Genomic DNA, 19,101 nt, shown 5'->3' on the forward strand with positions numbered 1-19,101 from the left:
CCGGGCGCCTTCCGCCGCACCGCCGAGCGGGCCTCCGGTGACGGGTGAGCCGGCCTTCCCCTCACTCGATGGTGTGGACTCGGTGGTGCCCGCCGACTCCGGTCTGATCCGTCGGAGCCGCTGTTCCGCCACCCACCCGGCCCCGTGCCCACCCGGGGCAGGCACCCTCGGTGGCGGCGCCGACGCGCGTCGCGCCCCTAGGCTTCCCGGACATGTCGCTCTGGCTGCTCAATCACTTCAGCACCTTCACCCTGGCCCTGGTCACCGTCGGCGGGACCGTCGCCGTCGCCGTCGCCGGCAGCGTGCTGCTCCGCCGCAGATACCCGTCGCTGGCCAGGGGTGAGCACAACGACATGGTCGGCGTCACGCTGGGGATGTTCGGCGCGATCTACGGGATCATCCTCGCCTTCGTCATCGTCACGCTCTGGACGCAGCTGGACAGCACGCAGACCGTCGTGGCGTCCGAGGCCACCGATGTCGCGCTCATCGCCCGGGACGCCGCCGCCTTCCCGCCCCCGGTCCGCGCCAAGGTCGACGCCGCGCTGAGCGGCTACGTCCACTCGGTCGTGGACCACCAGTGGCCCAGGATGCGCGCGGGGGAGCCGAGCTACGAGGCCAACGCCGGCAAGCTCCAGGCGGTCTACGACGTCCTGCAGGCGTACGAGCCGAAGACCGTCCGCGAGGAGGTCTTCTACGGGGAGGCCGTCCACCACCTGAACGACGTCGCCGCCCAGCGCCGGGCCCGCCTCACCATGGCCGAGCAGCAGCTGCCCCCACTGCTCCAGGCCCTGGCCTTCGGCGGCGCGATCGTCCTGGTCCCGCTCACGTTCCTGTACGGCATGCGCAAGCTGCGGATCCAGCTCCTCTTCGTCGCATCGGTCGCCGCCCTCATCGGCTTCAGCCTGCTCCTGGTCTTCGTCCTCGACCGGCCCTTCGCGGGTGAACTGAGCGTCAGTCCGGCACCGTACCGAGAGGGAGCGTTGGCGCGGTACTGGACCCCATGAGCCGACGGCGCGGCCGCTGTCGTGCACGCGCCCGCCGCCGGACCCAGGTCATCACGAGGACGAGGGCCGCTGCTGCGCCGTACGCGATGTTGCTCAGCGCCGGCTGGAAGTGGAGCGTCGGGGCGAGGACGTAGACGGCGGCGCCCGCGAGGGGGATGCCGAGCCATTCCCAGCGACCGTCCAGGGCCACGAGGGCGACCAGGAGCAGGGCGTACCAGGAGTAGCCGGGCGTGAGGAGGACGAAGGCCCAGCCGGTGACCAGGAGGGCGCCGCTCCAGGGGCGTCGCGGGTCCCCGCGCCACATCACGTAGAGGCAGACGCCCGCGATGACGGCGAGCAGTACGGGGAAGGCCCAGGTGTCGGGCAGGACCAGGCGCAGGAGCGAGTAGCGGGACCCGGCCGAGGGGTCGCCGTAGCCCTCCTCCTCGACGTACCCGCCGAGGTAGCCGAAGACCGAGCCGTGCGAGAGGAGGACGTACGGGACGTAGGCGACTACGACGAAGGCAGCGGCGGGCAGCAGTACGGCGGCCGCGTCGCGGACGCGGCGGACCCCTGACAGCGCCCCGGGGAGGACGACGGCCGGCATCAGCTTCGTGGCGATGGCGGCGCCGATCAGCACGCCGCCCGCTGCCCGCCGGGGCAGTGCCCGGGAGGCGACGAGGCCGAGTCCGGTGACCGCGAGCAGCACGCCCAGGACGTCGGCGTGGGCGTTGTTGACGGCCTCGACGGGGACGGCCGGGCACCAGGCCCAGTACGTGGCCTTGCGGAGGTCGCTGCCGCGCCGCCGCAGGATCAGGAGGAGCGTGCCCGTGACCCCGAGGGAGATCAGGGCGGCGCCGATCTGGAGCGGCTTGTGGCGGGAGCCGGCGGGGGAGAGCTGGTCGACGGCCAGGAAGTACGCCTCGGCGACGGGCGGGTAGATGGTGTGCACGGCGGGCCTGTTGAGGCGGGTGCAGTGGCGCGTGCCGTCGGTGGACGGGACGGCCGAAAGATCCGGGCCGGTGCAGGCGGCGCCCGTGGGGAAGAGCCAGGGGTCGCGCAGCCGCGCGAGCGCCGGATCCTGTGGGGTGTGGTCGTACGGCGACACGCCGGCCGCCTGGACACGGCCGTCCCAGGCGTAGCGGTACGCGTCGGTGCTGGTCCGCGGCGGCCCCACCAGCCCGGTCAGCGTGACGGCGACGGCCCCCGCGGCGATCAGCCAGGCGGCGTGGCGGGCCGGGACCCGGCGCAGGGCGAGCAGGGCCACGGTGAAGAGCACCCAGCAGGCCGCGTACCACCAGAACAGCCCGACGGGGTCGCTGAAGTAGCCCCCGTACATGAGGGTGCGGGCGAGGAGCGTCGTGAGTGCGGCAAGGGCGAGGGCGGTGGTCGCCGACCCGGTGCGAGGAGCGAGGGCGGTAAGGGCTTTCACCTGCGGAATCGTTCCAGGGATCGGCTCTCCCATGGGCCGTGCCGTCTCCGATGTCCGTTTTTCGTAAGGTGTTCCGGCAGCCTGCTTCGGCCTCGTCGGGGGTGTGATGGGGGCATGCGTCTCACCCTGCCCTCCGGGCCGCCCCTCACCTTCAAGGCGCGCCTGCACGATGCCCGTACCGCGACCGCCATCGGCCGCTGGCTCGGCCTGGCCATGGCCGTCTGCTTCGCGACCGGTGTGCTGAGCCACTACCTCCAGCACCCGCCGGGTTGGCTGGCTGACTCGCTGCCGAGCGGCCCGTACTGGGGTTATCGGCTCACCCAGGGGCTGCACGTGGCCTCCGGGATCGCCGCGATCCCGCTGCTGCTCGCGAAGTTGTGGGCGGTCTACCCGCGGCTGTTCGCCTGGCCTCCGGTGCGATCGGTCCTCCACGCCCTGGAGCGGATCTCGGTGGCGGTCCTGGTCGCGGCCGGACTGTTCGAGCTGTTCACCGGGCTGCTGAACACCTTCCAGTGGTACCCGTGGCCCTTCAGCTTCGTTCCCGTGCACTACGCGGTCGCCTGGCTCCTGCTGGGATCGCTGCTCCTGCACGTTGCCGTGCAATGGCCGAAGATCCGGGACCACTTCACGCTGCGTTCTCCCGGAACCCGGGCCCTGCCCGAGGCCGATGGGCCGGACCGGCGCCAGCTCCTCCTCGGCGTCACGGCCGCGGTCGGAGCGGTCACGCTCACCACGGTCGGACAGTCCGTCACCGCGCTCGGCCCGCTGGAACTGTTCGGCCCGCGCAGCCCCGCCCACGGGGCCCAAGGACTCCCCGTGAACCGGACGGCCGCCGCGGCGCGCGTCACCGAGGCCTCGCTGGCCGACTGGCGGCTGACCGTCGTCGGGCCCCGCCCGTACACCCTGACCCTCGATGAGCTGCGCGCCATGCCACAGCACGAGGTCACCCTGCCCATCGCCTGCGTCGAGGGATGGAGCAAATCCGCGCACTGGACAGGGGTACGGGTAAGGGACCTGTTGGAGCGCGCGGGCGCCGGCTCAGACGCGCGGGCCCGGGTGGTTTCCCTCGAAACGGCGGGCGCCTACCGGGTGATGGAGATGGGACGCCTGTACGCGCAGGACCCGCTCACGCTGCTCGCGCTGCGGCTGAACGGCGAGGTGCTGTCCCTGGACCATGGCTACCCGGCGCGGATCATCGCCCCGAACCGGCCCGGTGTCCTGCAGACCAAGTGGGTCGGCCGGCTGGAGGCGGCGTGATGAACGTCCGATACGTGACGGGCGGATTCGGGCTGGTGTGCGCGGCATGGGGCGGGTACTTGCTCCTCCGGCAGCCCGAGCCGTGGCGGATCGCCGTCTGGCTCGGGGGAGCGGTCGTGGTGCACGACGGGCTCGTCGCGCCCGTCGTGACGGCGCTCGCCGCCCTCGTCGCGGTGGCGGGCCTGCGCCTGCACGGGGCAATGCGCGGAGCCCTGATCGTCGCGGGCTCCCTGACCGCCATCGCCCTTCCTCCGCTGCTGCGTCCGGGCGGCGTGGCCAACCCCACCGTCCTGCCGCTCGACTACCTGCGCAACTGGCTGCTGGCCATGGCCGGCATCGCGCTGTTCACCCTCGCGTACGTCGGCGTGCGTGCCGTCGCGCGCCGCGTGGGCCGCGAGAGCCGTCGGGCCTGACCGGGGCGCGGTTCTGGGACCGCGGGTACCGTGCGGTGTCCGGAAGGTCGCCGCCGTCCCCGGGATCGAGTGCCCCGGGGTGGTGGAGGCCGAGATGGTCGTCACCGGCGGCTGAAGCCCCAGACCTTCCGCCAGCCCGCCGAGGGGCGCCTGGTCGAGGGTCTGGCACTCCTGGTGGGATCCGCACCGCCGCGGACCGCGGATCCCACCCGGCTGTGCGCCGCTCGGCAACCGTCAGCGCGTGAGGTGCACGAAGTGCCGGCCCGCCGTCTGCCAGGCGTCGTACGGGGCCCAGCCCGCGGCCTCCGCCTCGGCGCACAGGGTGCGGGCGCCGAGCCGAGCCCACCAGAAGGAGGCTCCGCGGCCACCGGTGCCGTCCTCGACGTACACCTCGACGCGTTCGTCGACATCGGTGGTCGCCACCTCGACCAGCAGGGAGCCGGCGGGTGCGGCCAGTTCGGCGGTCCGGCGCAGCAGGGCGGCGGGGTCCCCGCCGATGCCGATGTTGCCGTCTATGAGCAGGACCGTGCCCCAGCCGCCTTCGCGGGGCAGTCGGTCGAAGACCGACCGGCACAGGGCGCTGCCGCCCGCCCTCTCGGTACGGGCCACGGCCTCGGGGGTGACGTCGACACCGAGCGCCGTGCGGCCGAGCCGGGCGAGGGCGGCGACCAGACGGCCCGGTCCGCAGCCGATGTCGAGGACGGGCCCGGTACACCGTGCCAGGACGGTGTCGTCGGCCGCGTCGGGTTCGGCGCACCACCGCTCGACCTCCAGCGGCAGCAGCCAGCCGTCGTGACGCCGGAGGTACAGCGGCCCCTGCCCGGTACGGAGGGCGTCCGCGTACGGGTCCGCCTGCCAGGTACGGGCGGCGGGTTCGGTGAGCTGGGCGGTCATCGGGTCACCGCGCACAGGCCGGAGTGCAGGGCGGCGAACCGGGTCCGCGGGGCTGCGGCCGCGACCCGTTGCGCGTCGGCGGGGGTGTCCACGTCGCACAGCTCGGGCAGGTCGCGTACGGTCAGCCCGGCATCGGTCAGGCGCTGCCGCTGGACCTCGCCGGTGTGGGCCACGGACATGGGGACGCCGCGCAGCAGGGCCGGGTCGGGATCGGCCAGGCCCAGCGCCCAGAACCCACCGTCGTCGGCGGGCCCGAACCAGGCGTCCGCCTCGCTGAAGTCGAGCCCGGGCGCCAGCAGTTCCGGGGTGACCTGCGGGGTGTCCATGCCGATCAGCAGGGCCGGTCCTGCGGCCAGGGCGAAGGCGGCGGCCAGTCGGACGTCCAGGCCGCCCGTGCACTGCGGGACGACCTCGATCCCCTCCGGGATCCAGGGGCCCGGCTGTCCGTCGAGGACCAGGACGCGGCGCCGGGCCGGCGTGGCAAGGACCGCGGCGAGGGTGTCCTGGAGTGAGGCGAGGGCCAGGTCGGCTGCCTGCCGCGGGGTGAACTGCGTGGTCAGTCTGGTCTTCACGCGCCCCGCGACGGGAGCTTTGGCGATGACGAGGAGGGTGCTCATGCGGAGATCCCCTCGGTCGGTGCGGGTCGGCTGCCCGGTGGCTCGGCCAGGACCCTGCGCATGTCGCGGACGGCATGCCAGGTGCCCCGCCAGGTGCCGGTGACCTTGGACTTCCCGGATCGGGGGAGATACGGGATGTCCGTCTCGGCCACCTTCCAGCCCGCGTCGGCGGCCCGTACGACCATCTGGAGCGGGTAGCCGCTGCGCCGGTCGCTCAGTTCCAGGCCGAGCAGTGCCTCGCGGCGGGCGACCCGCATCGGTCCGAGGTCGTGGAGCCGTAGTCCGGTGCGGCGGCGCAGCATGCGGGCCAGGGCGATGTTTCCGGCTCGCGCGTGCGCGGGCCAGGCGCCGCGGCCCTGCGGACGGCGCCGGCCGAGCAGGAGATCCGCCTCGCCGGCCGCGACGCGCTCGGCCATGGGCGCGAGCAGTCCGGGGTCCATGGAGGCGTCGCAGTCGCAGAAGCAGACCAGCTCGGCGCGTGCGGCGAGCAGCCCGGCATGGCAGGCGGCGCCGAACCCGCGCCGGGTCTCGTGCACGACGGTGGCGCCGAGGGAGCGGGCGATGTCGGCCGAGCCGTCGGTGGAGCCGTTGTCGACGACGATGGCCCGCCACCCGGCCGGCACCCGCGCCAGCACCCAGGGGAGGGCTTCCGCCTCGTCGAGGCACGGCAGTACGAGGTCCGCGCGGGGCGGACGACAAGCAGAAGGAGTCACCCTCCACACCGTAGGAAGCGAAGGGCGAAGAAGGGCGCCGGAAGACCTTACGAAACGCGGACACCGCGTCGCGTGGCGGCAGGCCATGCCCAGGGTCTTCGACACCGGCTGGCGGGGCAGTCAGGCCCGTACCCTCCCTCGGGCGCGGGTCTGGGGCTGGCGATCGTCCGGGGATCGTCGAGGCCCACTCCGGGCGCGCGGGCGTCCACAACGTGCCCGGCGGCTGCCGCTTCGAACTGTCCCTCCCCGCGCCCGCGTAGGCCGTTCCGGTCGGATCGCGGAGTCGAAATCGGCGACGACCGATGAGTTCCTTCATGATCGACAGTCAGAGATCATGGTGATGTGCGGCAAGCGGGTGTGTGCCCGGCGCGCATTGACCGAATCTGCTGAGAAGCCGGACCCCAGACACCGAGGAACCCAGATGCGTACCTTGATCAGCACCGCCTTCATCTCCCTCGACGGGGTCGTGGAGGGCCCGGGCGGGGAGCCCGGCTACCGCAACTCCGGATGGACCTTCAAGGACGTCGAGTTCCTCCCCGAGGCATTCGAGATCAAAGGGCGGGAGCAGAAGGAAGCCGCCGCGATGCTGCTGGGCCGGAGCAGCTACGAGGCGTTCAGCCCGGTGTGGCCCGACATGGCGGACTTCGCCGACTACAAGGTGATGCCGAAGTACGTCGTCTCCACCACCCTCGCCGAGGACGACCTGGTGTCGAACTGGGGCGAGACCACCATCCTGCGCTCCCTCGACGAGGTCGCCGCGCTGAAGGAGACCGAGGGCGGTCCGATCATCGTCCACGGCAGCGCAGCGCTGAACCGGAGCCTCTCGGACGCGGGCCTGATCGACCGCTACCACCTGCTCGTCTTCCCGCTCCTGCTCGGAGCCGGTAAGCGTCTGTTCAGCGGCACGGACAAGGACACCCAGAAGCTGAAGCTCGTCGAGCACGAGGCGTACGCCAACGGCGTGCAGAAGAACGTCTTCGACGTCGTCCGCTGAGAAGGTCCTTCGCGCTCAACCCGCAGGGGAAGCGGCCGACGACGTCGGCCGGTTCCCGGGCTCAGCCGGTCACACCGGCCGACTCGCGCCGGCCGGCCCGCGCGAACTCGGTCATGCCGTCGACGAAGCCGACCCTCGGACGCCAGCCCCGCTCCTGGCGCAGCCGGGCGGAGTCGGCGGTGATGTGCCGTACGTCGCCGAGCCGGAACTCGCCCGTCACCAGCGGGGCGGGTCCGCCGTGCGCGGTGACCAATGACACCGCCCGGCCCTCCGCGCACCGGGCCCAGCTCGCCGCGAGGTGCTCCTGGGCCGGCTTCGTCGTCGCGTACACGTTCCGCGGATCCGTCGGGGCGTCCTCGCCGACCAGACCCGGCGCGAGTCCGGCCCCGCAGTCGGGGCAGCCGCCAGCAGCACCGCCGTCCCGAGATCGTTGCAACCGACGTAGTCCGGGGCGTCCGCGAAGTCCTTGCCGAGGCCGGCCATGGCCGCCTGGCGGCACACCGCGTCGATCCCGCGGAGCGCGGCCGGACCGCGACGGCGTCCCGTACGTCGGCCCGCACGAACTCGGCGTCGGGCAGCGGCGGCGGTGCCGGGGTGGGCGGCGGGTGTGGGCGACGCTCCCCTGGCCTTCGGGCGGGGACCCGACCCGCATCGTGCGCACCAGTGATCTCGCGGAGCAGGCGGTGTTCGCCATGCCGGCCGGACAAGCCGTCGACCTGTTCACCGGCGACATGCGGCCGCAGCTGCTTGCCTGCCTGGCGCAGGGCTGCGTGCTCTACTTCGTAAAGCAGCACCCACGCCGCGAAGGGTGCTCGGCCGGCTGCGGCAACCGTGCCCGCGTCGCGCGTCACTTCCAGTGCCACCGGGTCACCAAGACCGCCCCCCCCGAGTCCTGAGCGGAGGCTCTCCGATGAAGGTCGACGTGCTGACCGAGGCCGTGATCGCCGCCCCGTGCGACAGGGTCGCCGCCTACGCGGCCGACCCCACGCACGCACCCGAGTGGTACGCGAACATCACCTCCGCCGACTGGCGGACCCCGCCACCGCCGGCGGTCGGCTCCAAGGTCGCCTTCGTCGCCCGCTTCCTCGGCAGGCGGCTGGCCTACACGTACGAGATCACCGCGTACGAGCCCGGGCGCCGACTGGTGATGCGTACGGACGAGGGCCCCTTCCCCATGGAGACCACCTACACCTGGGAGCCGTACGGGGAAGGCTCGGACCGCACCCGAATGACCCTCCGCAACCGCGGCGAGCCCAGCGGGTTCGCCTCCCTCGGCGCCACCGTGATGGCGGCGGCCATGCGCCGCGCCCAGCACAAGGACCTGGCGGCACTCAAGGCGCTGCTGGAGCGGTGAGTACGGATCTCACTTGGGCCGCAGCGTGTCCGCGAACGCCACCGCCGTCGTGACCCAGTGGTCCAGCACGGCATCCTCCGCCAGAGCCGGGCCGCTCACCGTCACCCAGCCGCGCATCGGGCGACCGGTGAAGTCCATGGGCCGGGCCTCCGGGCGCGCGAGAGCCTCTTCGCTCCGGTCCTGACCCACACGGGCGATGACCTCGTCGCCGGACACGCCCACGGTCATGTTGCCGTGCAGCAGGAACGCGAGACCGCCGAACATCCGTTTCTCGGTGACGGCGGGCCGCTGACCGAGCCGCTCCCGGATCCGCTGGGCCAGCCCTTCGTCGTACGTCATGCACCCACTGTCCTGCGCGGTACGGGTGCCCGCGCGCCGGGGCACCGCCCCCGATGTGCCGGTGCGGGCGGCGCACGCGACCGCACCCCCGGGCTGCCCCTGGAGGCCCTGCCCCGGCGCTACGAGGTCACCCCGGCCGGGCTGCACCACTTACTGGTCCACTACGACATCCCCGCCGCTGACGACGCCACCTGGCAGCTCACCGTCCCCGGCTGGGACCGCATGCCCCTGGCTTTGGACATGACCGCCCTGCCCGCGCTCCCCGCGGTGACGCACCGGGTCACCACGGAGTGCGCGGGCAACGGCCGGGCGCGGCCGACCCCGCGGCCTGTGAGCCAGCCGTGGCCGGTGGAGGCATGCGGCGGGTGGCCACAGCAGCACCGACGTGCCCATCGCCCGCCTCTTCCACGCCGACGACCTCGCGGGCATCCCGACCGACGCCGACCACCGGAACCAGACCCGCCTCCCCCAGCCATGCGACACGCCGCCCGATCAGGAGAAGCGCCATGCCAGCCCGTGATCTCGCCGAGCCCTACCCCCACGTGACCACCGACGACCCCGCCGTCGACGCGGCGCGGCTGCTGGCGGAGCAGAACCTGCCCGCCCTCCTGGTGCTCGACACCGACGGCATCCCGTACGCCGTCGTACCGGGTTCCCAGGTGGTCGGACAATTGGTGCCCGAATACGTGAGGGAGGACCCGCTGCTCGCCGCCGTGATCGACGAGCGGCACGCGGACGCGCTCGCCGAGGGGCTGGCGGGCCGGACGGTCGCCGAGTGGCTGCCGCGCCGGACGTTCAAACCCCTGTACGTCGGCCCGGACGCGGGGGTACTCCAGATCGCCGCCGTGATGGCCCGCGCGCACGTTCCGCTCGTCGCCGTCGTCGAGCGCGACAGCGGTGGGGAGCGTGGGCGTCTGGTCGGGGTCGTGACGGCCGCGGCCCTGATGCGGCACTTCCTCGCTGCGGGGGAGCAGGCGTGAGCGACTGGCACAGCTGGGCCGCGATCGCCGTCTTCGCCGGCGCGTACGCGCTGATCATCAGCGAAAAGGTGCACCGTGTGGCCGCGGCCCTGGGCGGGGCCGGGCTGATGCTGGCGATCGGTGCCACCGATGACCGCGCGGCCTTCCATTCCGATGAGACCGGCATCGACTGGAACGTCATCTTCCTCCTCATGGGCATGATGATGATCGTCGGAGTGCTGAGGCGAACCGGGCTCTTCGAGTACCTGGCGATCTGGTCGGTGAAGAAGGCCAGGGCCCGGCCGTTCCGGGTGATGGCCATGCTGATCGTCATCACGGCGCTGGCCTCGGCACTGCTCGACAACGTCACCACCGTGCTGCTCGTGGCACCCGTGACACTGCTGGTCTGCGACCGGCTGCGGCTGTCCCCCGTACCCTTCCTGATCGCCGAAGTCCTGGCCTCGAACGTCGGGGGCACGGCCACCCTCGTCGGTGACCCGCCGAACATCATCATCGCCAGCCGGGCCGGGCTCACCTTCAACGACTTCCTGGTCCACCTCGCCCCGCTGTGCGTCGTGCTCGTGGCCGTACTGGTGCTGCTGTGCCGGGTGATGTTCGCGAAGCACTTCGTCTACGACGAGAAGCGCGCGGCTGAGCTCATGGACCTCCGCGAACGCGAGGCGATCACCGAACCCCGGCTCCTGGTCCAGGGCCTCGGCGTCCTCGCGCTCGTCGTCGCGGGCTTCGTCCTGCACCCGGTGCTGCACTACGAGCCGAGCGTCGTGGCCCTGCTCGGCGCGGGCCTGCTCATCGCGATCTCCAAGGTCGAGACGGGGGAGATCCTCGGCGAGGTGGAGTGGCCCACGCTCGCCTTCTTCGCAGGGTTGTTCGTCATGGTCGGGGCGCTGATCGAGACCGGTGTCATCGGGAGCCTGGCCGGCTTCCTCGCGGAGGCGATCGGGGGTAACGCACTCGGCGGATCCATGATGCTCCTGGGCGGATCCGCGGTCCTCTCGGGGATCATCGACAACATCCCTTACGTGGCCACCATGGCTCCGATCACCAGCGAGCTGGTCGGCGACATGGGCGGCGACCCCGACCACGTGATGTGGTGGGCGCTCGCGCTGGGCGCCGACCTCGGAGGCAACGCCACAGCCATCGGAGCTTCCGCCAATGTCGTGGTGCTCGGCATCGCCGAACGCAACCGCCACCCCATCAGCTTCTGGGAATTCACCAAGTACGGCCTCGTGGTCATGGTGGTGACCGTCACCCTGTCCGCCCTCTACCTGTGGCTGCGCTACTTCGCCCTCGCCTAGCGCCTGTCCGGCGGGTCATGGCCGGGGCCTCAGACGGCCGGTCGGCGGGGGCCTGGGACAGGCGCAGCCCGAACCGCTCGGCGGTGAGGACGGCCCCGAAAGCGAACAGAGGAGGCACCCGCCCGGTCGAAGAGGGTCGGGGCACGGAGCGTCTTCTGGCCGGGCGGAAGCGAAGGTGGCCCCAGGCTCCCGTACGGCGGGGCGGGGGTACAGGACCCCGTCCCGCCGTTCACGTCACAGGGTGCGCAGCTTCGTCGTGAAGACCTGGTTGGCCACCTTGTCGCCGAGGGCGAGTCCGTCGGTGGCGTCCCACGGGAAGTGGACCCCGAGCCAGATGCGACTGTCCGCGTCCTCCTCGGCGGCGGCGCTGAAGCCTGTTGATCAGCACGGCTGCGGCGGCGTGATCATGGCCCGGACGGGGTGTGGGGCGCTTGTGGAAAACGGCGGCAGTCGCGGAATGGCCGGCCCCGCGCGGGACGACGGCTTGAAGGGAGGCCCGTGGGGAGCCGTACGCGAATCGTCTGGGTCAGCTCTTCGTGCGGCTTCGGAGACGCCCCCGGGAGTGGAGGCGGGCCAGCCGTCGTTGCTCCCGCTGTGCCCACCGGCGGACGCGCTCGGGGTCCAGGGGTGTGCCGTGGCCGACGTGGAGGCGGGTGGGGCCGAGGTCGAGCATGGCGCGCAGGCTCGTGAGGTTGCCCAGGGGGTCGTCGTGGAAGGGCGGGTTCGCGGGCTTGCCGGGGATGAGGCCCATGAAGGAGTTGGCGACGAGGTCACCGGCTACGAGGTCACCGTCATCGGTGAGAACGGAGACGGAGCCCGCGGTGTGGCCCGGGGTGGGCATGATCCGTCCCGCGAGCCCGAAGTCGGACAGGCCGGTTTCGCCGCTGATCAGGAGCTCGGGTTCGAACGGGTCCGCCGCGACGTGGAGTTTCTTGTTCCTGTTCATCAGGCGGCCCATGGGCCCCGTCGGGAGGTACGGCGTCAGCGGTCGGCCGGTGCGGAAGGGCTGGAGGTCGGCGGCGTGCCCGGCGACGGGTGCGCCCGTGAGGCGGTGCAGTTCCGCTGCGGAGCCGAAGTGGTCGATGTGGCCGTGGGTGATGACGATCAGGGCGAGGTCGGCGGGGTCCACTCCGTGAGCGGCGATCCGCTCGTGGATGAGGCGTCCGCTGCCGGGCGTACCGGCGTCGACGAGGACGGGGCGTCGGCCCAGCAGCAAGTAGGCGTTGACCGCGTGCTTGCCGAGCACCGGAATCGGAATGATCTTCGTGCCGGACATGGTGGCCTTTCGTGTAGGGGCCGGGCGCGGGCATGCCTCGGCCTCCGCCGGACCAGGGCAGGGCCGGCGGGCGGTAAGGGCGGGCGGTAAGGGTTGGGCGTAAGGGTGGGGCGGTGAGGTTGGGCGCCGGCTTCAGCGGAAGCGGCGGCGGTATTCGGCGGGCGTCGTCCCCAGGTGCCGCTGGAAGCACCGGTGGAGGGTCTGCAGGGAGCCGAGGCCGCTGGCGGTGGCCACCTGCGGCAGCCCGGCGTCGCTCTCCTCGAGGAGGCGCCGTGCGGCCTCCAGCCGGGCCGACTCCACGTAGGCGGCGGGAGTGGTGCCGGTGCGCTGCGCGAAGAGCCGCGAGAAGTGCCGCGTGCTGAGGCTGAGGCGCTGCGCGAGAGCCTCGGCGGAAAGGTCCGCGTCGGGGTGTTCGGTGATCCACTGGCGGAGTTGGCCGATGCGGTCGTCAGCGGGTGCCCGGACGGAAAGGGGCACGCTGAACTGGCTCTGGCCGCCGGAGCGTTTGACGTACATGACCATCATGCGCGCGGTGGCGAGCGCGAGGGCCTGACCGTGGTCCTCGGCCACCATCGCCAGTGCCATGTCCATTCCCGAGGTGATTCCGGCACAGGTCCACACCGAACCGGAGCGGATGAAGATCGGATCGGGGTCCACGTCGACCTCCGGATGCGCGGCGGCCAGTTGCGCCGCCGTGAGCCAGTGGGTGGTGGCGGTCCGGCCGTCCAGCAGGCCGGCCGCGGCCAGCAGATGGGCGCCGGCGCACACCGATCCGGTACGGCCCGCCCGCGGTGCCGCCGTACGGAGCCAGTCGGTGACCACCGGATCGACGACGGCCCGGACACCACCCCCTTCGGCGTGGGCGACCGCCCCGGACACCAGGAGGGTGTCGACGCGGCCGGTCACCTCGCCCAGCCGCAGGTCCGAGTGGACCCGCAGGCCGCTGGAGGTGGCCACCGGACCACCGTCCTCCGTGGCGACCTGGACGCAGTAGCCGGGCAACCCTCCCTCGGAGACCCGGGACGCGACCGAGAACACCTCGGCGGGACCCGTGATGTCCAGGAGTTCCACGCCGGGGAAGGCGGCGATGACGACGCGGTGGGGTGCGGGCATGCCCTGATCCTCGTTCCCCCGCCCCTGCGTCCGCAATGACGAGGTTGTCTCAGATCCGGCCATCGGCTTGGCTGGGCGCGGGGACGCCGCGGCCGAGGAGCTCGGCCAGCCCACGCCGGGTGGCGGCCAGGACGACCCGGTCCTCCGGCTTGAGGACGTACCCCGGGTGCAGTTCCCAGACCAGCCCCGACTGCGGGGCGTGCCCCTCCGTTCGGGCGGCGGCCAGGTCGGGCCGGCGTTCGGCGGGCGCGGTGGTGTCGAGGGCGAGGACCCGCCAGGCGCCCGGGCGGAAGGACTCGGCGATGGTGCGGCCCTCCAGATGCGGGTGGCCGGCCACGTCCACCGCGGCGAAGAGCAGCACCCGCCGTTCCACCGGCATGGCCCCGAGAACCTGGCGGCCCATCATCGCCCCGGCGAAGGCGGGGGCCGCGAGGTGGGTCACGCTGCGGCTGCGGGTCAGAGCGGCTGGGTGAGCGGCCCGCAGGGTGCGGTATACGGCGGTCGCGAAGTCGTCCTCGTACAGGCGCAGGACGGCCCGCAGGCCCGGCTTGACCGCGCGGGCGTACAGAGCGGCTTCCAGGTTGGTGGTGTCCGAGCTGGTCAGGGCGAGCAGGGAGTGGGCGCGGTCGATACGGGCCGCCTCAAGCACGCCTTCGTCGGTCACGTCGCCGATGACCACCGGAACGCGCAGTCCGCGGGCCAGGGCGATGCCCCGCGCCTGCGGATCGGACTCCACGCACACCACAGGGATCTCCAACTCCCGCAGCCGGGCCAACACCCGTGCACCGATCTTTCCGAGCCCCAGAAGCACCACGTGGCCCGACAGTCCGCGCGGGGGCCGCCGCAGGGCCGTCGCCGTCCGGAACGAGCCCAACGCCTCCAAGGCGGCTGCCACGAGGACGGGAAGCAGGAGCAGGCCCACGAACCCGGACAGGATCTGAAGCAGCTGGCGCCCCGTGGCGTCGCCCACCGCCGGGTCGTTGATCGCGAAGATGTCGAGCAGGGTGATGTACGCGGCGTGCAGGGGGTGATCGCCGGTCGTCGCCCAGGAGGCGAGAGCGAGTGCGGCGACAGCGGCGACCATTCCGGCCATGGACCAGCGCAGTCGACGGGAGAACAGGGAGGCCACGGGGAGGGCCCCCGTGCCCAGCCTGGGCCTGGCCTGGGACGCGTCCGTGTGGGCGACCGTCTCCAGGGCCACGATGCCCCGTCCTGTCGCCGCGGCCACGGCCCGGTCGTCGGGCAGCAGGTGCGGGCCGCGATTCCCGCTGGACTCCGCGCCCTCCGCGCCGGCCGGGTCACTCGTCGTCGCGGAGAGGAGGGCGAGGGTGCACAGTCCCGGATCGGCCACCTCGCCCCTTCCCGGAGGCGTACGCTCCACCGCTCGCAGCAGGAGGCCGTCGGCCTGGACCACTTTGCCGGTACCGGCGACGGCGCTGGCCGCCAGCGCGGGGGCCGCGGTGTCGGCGTCCGAGAGCACGGTCGTCGAGGAGTCCAGCTCCCGCAGGTCGATCCCGGGCTCCGCCACCATCGCGGCTTGGTCGAGGAGTTCCTCCAGGTGCTGGCCGAGCTTGCGGTTGTACAGCCGGATCACGAGCCGCAGCCTCGGGTTGAGCCGACGCGCGACCAGGGCGGCCCGGATGTTGGTGTCGTCGTCCTCGTACACCAGGGCCAGAGCGGCGGCCCCGGCCACCCCCGCCGCGGCCAGCACCTCCTCGTCGGGCTCCGCCACCTCCAGGACCCACGGCTCCCGCGCAGCCGGCCGCTCCCCGGCAGGGTTCCGCAGCCGGGTGAGCGGGACCCTGCCCAGCAGACCCCGTCCCGGTGCGCCGGGTGCACGGCCCACGCTCGGCTGGGCATCACGGCCGGCAGGCGCCACGAGCGTCACCCGTTCCTTGTAGACCTCCTGCAGCTCGGAGGCCAGACGACGGGCCAGCCCGTCGTCTCCGCACACGACCATCCGCCCGTCGGCGTACGGTGATTGAGGCTGCGCTGATATCGAAGACACCGCCTCAGGATGCCCTGGGCAGTGGCCGGTCCGGCCCCGCCCGCCCACGTGTCGCGGTGATCTTGGGGAGGGGGCCGTTCGGGGGAATCATTGGTCCGGAACGCACCACGGTCACGGGTCTCGGCGAGACATGGTGGATGACCGCTCATGAATACCGGGCCTGGAGCACCGGCTCCTACGCGCGGGCGATCCACGCCCCACAGCGTGCCCTGTCCCTGTCCCTGTCCCTGTCCCTGTCCCTGTCTGGGCGATGCGGAGGGCTGGTCCTTCCCATTGGACCTGGAACGGTGGTGCGCCCGGGCGGACGAGGCCGACCGGACCGTGCTGCGGCGGTGCACCGGCCGGGTGCTGGACATCGGGTGCGGCGCCGGCCGTATGGTCGAGGCACTTGCGGGGCGGGGCCACCATGTCCTCGGGATCGACGTCTGTCCTGTCGCGGTGATCACGGCCGCCTGCCGGGGCGGTTCGCGGTGAGCAGATCGGTCTTCGACCCGCTCCCCGACGAGGGACGGTGGGAAACGGCGCTGCTGATCGACGGCAACATCGGGATCGGTGGCGGTGGACCAGCGCCCGAGGCCGTCACTTCGTCGCGCTGCGCGCCTGCCGCTGAGCCCGGCTCCAGCGCCAGGTCCGTACGGCCAGCACCACCGCCGATGCTGCGAACAGCGCTGCTGTGACGAGCAGCCAGCGGCCGAGGAATCCGTCCGCCGGAAGGGCGGTCGCGGCCGTGTAGTGCTCGACCCGGCGAAGGACCAGCGGCCACCAGACGAGCAGCAGGACTCCGGAGACGAACACGGGTACACGGACGTAGTTCACGCTCACCCTCGGCACGGGCGATGAGGGGCCTGCTCCCCGGGTGAACAGCGCTTGCGCCGCCCGGTCGGTCACCGAGTACAGGGGCAGCAGGGCCAGATCGTGGAGGAGAGCGGCACCGACGAACCACACGGCCACCCCCACGGTGTCCCCCTCGAACAGGCGCAGACCGGCGTAGACGGCGAGGGCGAAGGAGGCCAGTACGAGGAGCAGGTGAAGGGGGGAGGCGCCGTAGCGGCGCCGGAAACCGGCCGGGGCGCTCATCCGGTCTCTCCGAAGGTAAGGCGGGTGACCCACTTCGTGTTGTGGACCCCCGGAGCCCCCGCGACGATGGCCCGCGCCGGGTAGCCGTGGTCGGCGGAGAGGATCGCCCCGTTGACGCGGACGGCCAGCAACGAACGGCGGTCACGGACCTGATGGTCGCTGAGCACGGCCGACCTGAACGAGCCGCCACGCTGCACCGATTCGACGAGGACCTCGGGCGTGTTCACGCCGAGCCCGACGAGCGCGGCCAAATCGGTGAGCCGGACTCCGCCCCATCGCTGGTCGGTGGTGGACCAGCCCTCCACGCAGGCGATGGGCAGGGCCGACTCGTGCTGCGGCATGGCCAGGAGCTGCCCGTACGTCAGGTCGACCTGACGCCCCGGGCCGCGTACGGTCAGCCGCCAGGCCGGCCCGACGTCGCTGGGCCGGATGCCGACCGAGGCGGCGGTCTTGTTGATCTGGAACCCGTTCGGGCCCGAACCCGGATCCCGGCCGTGCGGAGCCAGGAGCGCGGTGCTGCGCCACCACCCGCCGATGCTCTGCCCCGCCGTGACGACCAGCAGTGCCACCGACCCGAGCCCCACCATGGCCAGGGCGCCCCGGCGGGAGACGGTCGGCGACGCGGGGCGGGGCGAGACCAGCCCGACCGCCTCCTCGCTACCCGCCGCAGGCGCCCCGAGTCGGGGTCGTACGGCCCGCAGTGCCCTGGGCAGCCGGAAGGCCACATGGACGACGAAGGCACCGATGAACACCCAGGCCCCGTAGAAGTGCAGGGTGTAGAAGGAGCCGGGGAAGATGTAGTGGAGCTGGACGTTGAGGATGCCGGTGACGAACTCGAAGCCGGCGCCGCCGACCAGCAGGAGCAGGGACAGCCGCTCCAGAGCGTGGCTGATCGAGCGGATCGGTGGCCATGCGAACAGCTTGGGAATGACCGACCACAGCTTCGCCAGCAGTACGGGCACGAGGACGATTCCCAGCGTCACGTGGACGCCCTGGGTGAGCCGGTAGAGCCAGTACGGAGAAGTCGGCCACGAGAACAGGTAGAAGCCGAGCCATCCCTTGTTCGGCGTCTGGTCGTTGACCGCCGCGAGGTCGGGGTTGTACGCCGCGTACGACAGCAGGCCCGTCACGAAGAGCACCGTGATCCCGAACAGCAGGACCAGCCCGAACACCGCGGTCAGCCACGGACCGCGCAGTGGACTCCGCCAGAACTCCGGACGAGCCGGCCCCGGGGGCGGGCCCGTTCCCAGAGCCGCGCTCCCGGCCTCTCGCAGCCGCGTCAGCGGACCGGACCGGACCTTCGGCGGGGCCGGCTTCCGGGCGTCGGGAGCCCGACCGGGCGGAGGCCCGGCTGTAGGAGGGGCGTCGGTCTTCTCCGACTCCTTGCCCGTCGGCGGTGGCACGTTGTCCGGCTGGCCCTGCCCGATGCCACTCGTGCCCATCGGGTGCCTCCATTGACTGCCGATTTCTGCTTTTTCTTCCTCTTTCGCCAGCTAGAAGAACATGCCGCACCGATGCCGCACCTGCTCCGGCGACACGCCAAGCGGCGGGAATCCCCGCCGGGCTCTCACGGGGCGAGGCCCACGACGAGGATCTTGGCGGCTCGCCGATGGAGCCGGGGACAGCCTTTGGGTGGCACATCCAGGTCGTGACAACCACTGTCGCGCTGAGCCCGTACTGGTCAGGCGTGCTCGTCCGATGGCTGCTGGGGAGGCTGGACCGACCAGCTTGCCGGCTCGTCACCGCCTGAGTCCTCGTCGCGCTCCGCGTCGGCTGCTGTCGCATGGACCTTGCCCGACGCGTGGTGGACCGGCGCGTATACGGCGTAGAGCTGCAGGGGCGCGTCACCGACGTTGGTGACGTTGTGCCAAGTGCCGGCGGGTACGAAGATGGCCCAACCGTCCTCGACCTCCTGGTCGAAGTCGAGTCGATCCTTCGCGCGGCCCATCTGGACGCGGCCCCGGCCTGCGTCGAGACGTAGGAACTGGTCGGTCTCCGGGTGCGCCTCCAAGCCGATGTCCGCACCCACCGGGATCGACATGAGGGTCAGCTGGAGGTACTTCCCGGACCAGGCGACGGCGCGATAGTTCGTGTTCTCGAGCGTCGCTTTCTCCAGGTCGAAGCTTTGCGGTTCCGGCCCGATGTCCTTGATGGTCATACTTCTCTCCCGGTCGACGAAGGCGGTACGCGGTACACGGTCGCGGTCCTGCGCCGGCCACGTCGACATCTCAGAGCCCTGGGCTCGATCGATGCGTGAACCTCCAGCACAGCCTGCCGGGCATCGATTCCCCGCTCCTGGCGCTATTGCCGAACTGATTTCTCCCCGCCAGGATGACACTTTGCGTGATGTTTCGCG

The 19,101-nt window shown here is 72.2% G+C and carries 20 protein-coding genes and 4 pseudogenes; 12 read left to right on the forward strand and 12 right to left on the reverse strand.

The features are described 5' to 3' along the window. Positions 1-212: 212 nt before the first annotated feature. Entirely contained in the window at positions 213-1,004 is a 792-nt protein-coding gene (locus ACZ4VT_RS00690; RefSeq protein WP_467945340.1) for a bestrophin-like domain, read from the forward strand. Here ACZ4VT_RS00690 and ACZ4VT_RS00695 read toward each other — a convergent pair. Beyond that, on the reverse strand, positions 952-2,415 hold the full coding sequence (locus tag ACZ4VT_RS00695) for a glycosyltransferase 87 family protein (protein ID WP_467945342.1): 1,464 nt from the start codon (positions 2,413-2,415) through the stop codon (positions 952-954). The genes ACZ4VT_RS00690 and ACZ4VT_RS00695 overlap by 53 nt on opposite strands. A 114-nt stretch (positions 2,416-2,529) precedes the next feature. Between ACZ4VT_RS00695 and ACZ4VT_RS00700 the strand changes: the two genes are divergently transcribed. Then, positions 2,530-3,672, forward strand: coding sequence for a molybdopterin-dependent oxidoreductase (locus ACZ4VT_RS00700; protein ID WP_467945344.1), 1,143 nt, complete (start codon positions 2,530-2,532; stop codon positions 3,670-3,672). After that, on the forward strand, positions 3,672-4,085 hold the full coding sequence (locus ACZ4VT_RS00705; RefSeq protein ID WP_467945345.1) for a hypothetical protein: 414 nt from the start codon (positions 3,672-3,674) through the stop codon (positions 4,083-4,085). The genes ACZ4VT_RS00700 and ACZ4VT_RS00705 overlap by 1 nt, the downstream gene beginning before the upstream one ends. 234 nt (positions 4,086-4,319) lie before the next feature. On the opposite strand, the gene ACZ4VT_RS00710 is transcribed toward ACZ4VT_RS00705, so the two are convergent. From ACZ4VT_RS00710 to ACZ4VT_RS00720, 3 genes are read right to left on the reverse strand one after another with little or no spacing between them, the layout of a single operon-like run. Then, positions 4,320-4,979, reverse strand: coding sequence for a class I SAM-dependent methyltransferase (locus tag ACZ4VT_RS00710; RefSeq protein WP_467945347.1), 660 nt, complete (start codon positions 4,977-4,979; stop codon positions 4,320-4,322). After that, positions 4,976-5,596: a TIGR04282 family arsenosugar biosynthesis glycosyltransferase gene (locus ACZ4VT_RS00715; protein WP_467945349.1), complete on the reverse strand. Its 621-nt coding sequence runs from the start codon at positions 5,594-5,596 to the stop codon at positions 4,976-4,978. Before ACZ4VT_RS00715 ends, ACZ4VT_RS00710 begins: the two co-directional genes overlap by 4 nt. Next, a complete protein-coding gene (locus ACZ4VT_RS00720; RefSeq protein WP_467945351.1) occupies positions 5,593-6,309 on the reverse strand; it encodes a glycosyltransferase family 2 protein in 717 nt (238 codons plus the stop codon). Before ACZ4VT_RS00720 ends, ACZ4VT_RS00715 begins: the two co-directional genes overlap by 4 nt. A gap of 85 nt (positions 6,310-6,394) precedes the next feature. Here ACZ4VT_RS00720 and ACZ4VT_RS00725 point away from each other — a divergent pair. After that, a pseudogene (locus ACZ4VT_RS00725) lies at positions 6,395-6,569 on the forward strand (ATP-binding protein); the annotation flags it as partial. A 161-nt stretch (positions 6,570-6,730) separates the two neighbouring features. After that, positions 6,731-7,303 carry a dihydrofolate reductase family protein gene (locus ACZ4VT_RS00730; protein ID WP_467945352.1) on the forward strand — a complete coding sequence of 191 codons (573 nt, stop codon included), beginning with the start codon at positions 6,731-6,733 and terminating at the stop codon, positions 7,301-7,303. A 61-nt stretch (positions 7,304-7,364) separates the two neighbouring features. Here ACZ4VT_RS00730 and ACZ4VT_RS00735 read toward each other — a convergent pair. Beyond that, positions 7,365-8,046, reverse strand: a pseudogene (locus tag ACZ4VT_RS00735) (NAD-dependent epimerase/dehydratase family protein). Between ACZ4VT_RS00735 and ACZ4VT_RS00740 the strand changes: the two are divergent. After that, the gene (locus ACZ4VT_RS00740; RefSeq protein WP_467945354.1) at positions 7,957-8,199 is read left to right on the forward strand and encodes a CGNR zinc finger domain-containing protein; all 243 of its coding nucleotides are present in this window, start codon (positions 7,957-7,959) and stop codon (positions 8,197-8,199) included. The pseudogene ACZ4VT_RS00735 and the gene ACZ4VT_RS00740 overlap by 90 nt on opposite strands. Before the next feature lie 14 nt (positions 8,200-8,213). Further along, complete coding sequence (locus ACZ4VT_RS00745; RefSeq protein ID WP_467945355.1) at positions 8,214-8,657, forward strand: SRPBCC family protein; 444 nt, start codon at positions 8,214-8,216, stop codon at positions 8,655-8,657. A 9-nt stretch (positions 8,658-8,666) separates the two neighbouring features. On the opposite strand, the gene ACZ4VT_RS00750 is transcribed toward ACZ4VT_RS00745, so the two are convergent. Then, a complete protein-coding gene (locus tag ACZ4VT_RS00750) occupies positions 8,667-8,996 on the reverse strand; it encodes a TfoX/Sxy family protein (protein ID WP_467945357.1) in 330 nt (109 codons plus the stop codon). On the opposite strand from ACZ4VT_RS00750, the pseudogene ACZ4VT_RS00755 reads away from it, so the two are divergent. The 4 genes and pseudogenes from ACZ4VT_RS00755 to ACZ4VT_RS00770 all read left to right on the forward strand — a co-directional run. Continuing rightward, positions 8,892-9,338, forward strand: a pseudogene (locus ACZ4VT_RS00755) (molybdopterin-dependent oxidoreductase); the annotation flags it as partial. The gene ACZ4VT_RS00750 and the pseudogene ACZ4VT_RS00755 overlap by 105 nt on opposite strands. Before the next feature lie 43 nt (positions 9,339-9,381). Next, positions 9,382-9,516, forward strand: a complete 135-nt coding sequence (locus tag ACZ4VT_RS00760; RefSeq protein ID WP_467945927.1) for a hypothetical protein — start codon at positions 9,382-9,384, stop codon at positions 9,514-9,516. Further along, positions 9,503-9,976, forward strand: coding sequence for a CBS domain-containing protein (locus tag ACZ4VT_RS00765; RefSeq protein ID WP_467945358.1), 474 nt, complete (start codon positions 9,503-9,505; stop codon positions 9,974-9,976). Before ACZ4VT_RS00760 ends, ACZ4VT_RS00765 begins: the two co-directional genes overlap by 14 nt. Next, positions 9,973-11,271 (forward strand): ArsB/NhaD family transporter, encoded by a 1,299-nt coding sequence (locus ACZ4VT_RS00770; RefSeq protein WP_467945360.1) that lies wholly within the window; start codon positions 9,973-9,975, stop codon positions 11,269-11,271. Before ACZ4VT_RS00765 ends, ACZ4VT_RS00770 begins: the two co-directional genes overlap by 4 nt. Before the next feature lie 526 nt (positions 11,272-11,797). On the opposite strand, the gene ACZ4VT_RS00775 is transcribed toward ACZ4VT_RS00770, so the two are convergent. The 3 genes from ACZ4VT_RS00775 to ACZ4VT_RS00785 all read right to left on the reverse strand — a co-directional run bounded on the left by ACZ4VT_RS00775 (position 11,798) and on the right by ACZ4VT_RS00785 (position 15,620). Further along, a complete protein-coding gene (locus ACZ4VT_RS00775; RefSeq protein ID WP_467945362.1) occupies positions 11,798-12,547 on the reverse strand; it encodes an MBL fold metallo-hydrolase in 750 nt (249 codons plus the stop codon). Positions 12,548-12,679: 132 nt separating this feature from the next. Then, a complete protein-coding gene (locus ACZ4VT_RS00780; protein ID WP_467945363.1) occupies positions 12,680-13,660 on the reverse strand; it encodes a GlxA family transcriptional regulator in 981 nt (326 codons plus the stop codon). 49 nt (positions 13,661-13,709) lie between these two features. Beyond that, positions 13,710-15,620 carry a potassium channel family protein gene (locus tag ACZ4VT_RS00785; protein ID WP_467945897.1) on the reverse strand — a complete coding sequence of 637 codons (1,911 nt, stop codon included), beginning with the start codon at positions 15,618-15,620 and terminating at the stop codon, positions 13,710-13,712. A gap of 303 nt (positions 15,621-15,923) precedes the next feature. On the opposite strand from ACZ4VT_RS00785, the pseudogene ACZ4VT_RS00790 reads away from it, so the two are divergent. After that, positions 15,924-16,225 (forward strand): annotated as a pseudogene (locus tag ACZ4VT_RS00790) (class I SAM-dependent methyltransferase); the annotation flags it as partial. 22 nt (positions 16,226-16,247) lie between these two features. Here ACZ4VT_RS00790 and ACZ4VT_RS00795 read toward each other — a convergent pair. From ACZ4VT_RS00795 to ACZ4VT_RS00805, 3 genes are all read right to left on the reverse strand, one after another. Beyond that, a complete protein-coding gene (locus tag ACZ4VT_RS00795) occupies positions 16,248-16,745 on the reverse strand; it encodes a hypothetical protein (RefSeq protein WP_467945364.1) in 498 nt (165 codons plus the stop codon). After that, entirely contained in the window at positions 16,742-18,187 is a 1,446-nt protein-coding gene (locus ACZ4VT_RS00800) for a molybdopterin-dependent oxidoreductase (RefSeq protein WP_467945366.1), read from the reverse strand. The genes ACZ4VT_RS00795 and ACZ4VT_RS00800 overlap by 4 nt, the downstream gene beginning before the upstream one ends. 239 nt (positions 18,188-18,426) lie before the next feature. Beyond that, on the reverse strand, positions 18,427-18,903 hold the full coding sequence (locus ACZ4VT_RS00805; RefSeq protein WP_467945367.1) for a cupin domain-containing protein: 477 nt from the start codon (positions 18,901-18,903) through the stop codon (positions 18,427-18,429). Between the last annotated feature and the right edge of the window lie 198 nt (positions 18,904-19,101).

It is taken from the genome of Streptomyces sp. NPDC029164 (genome assembly GCF_055563995.1).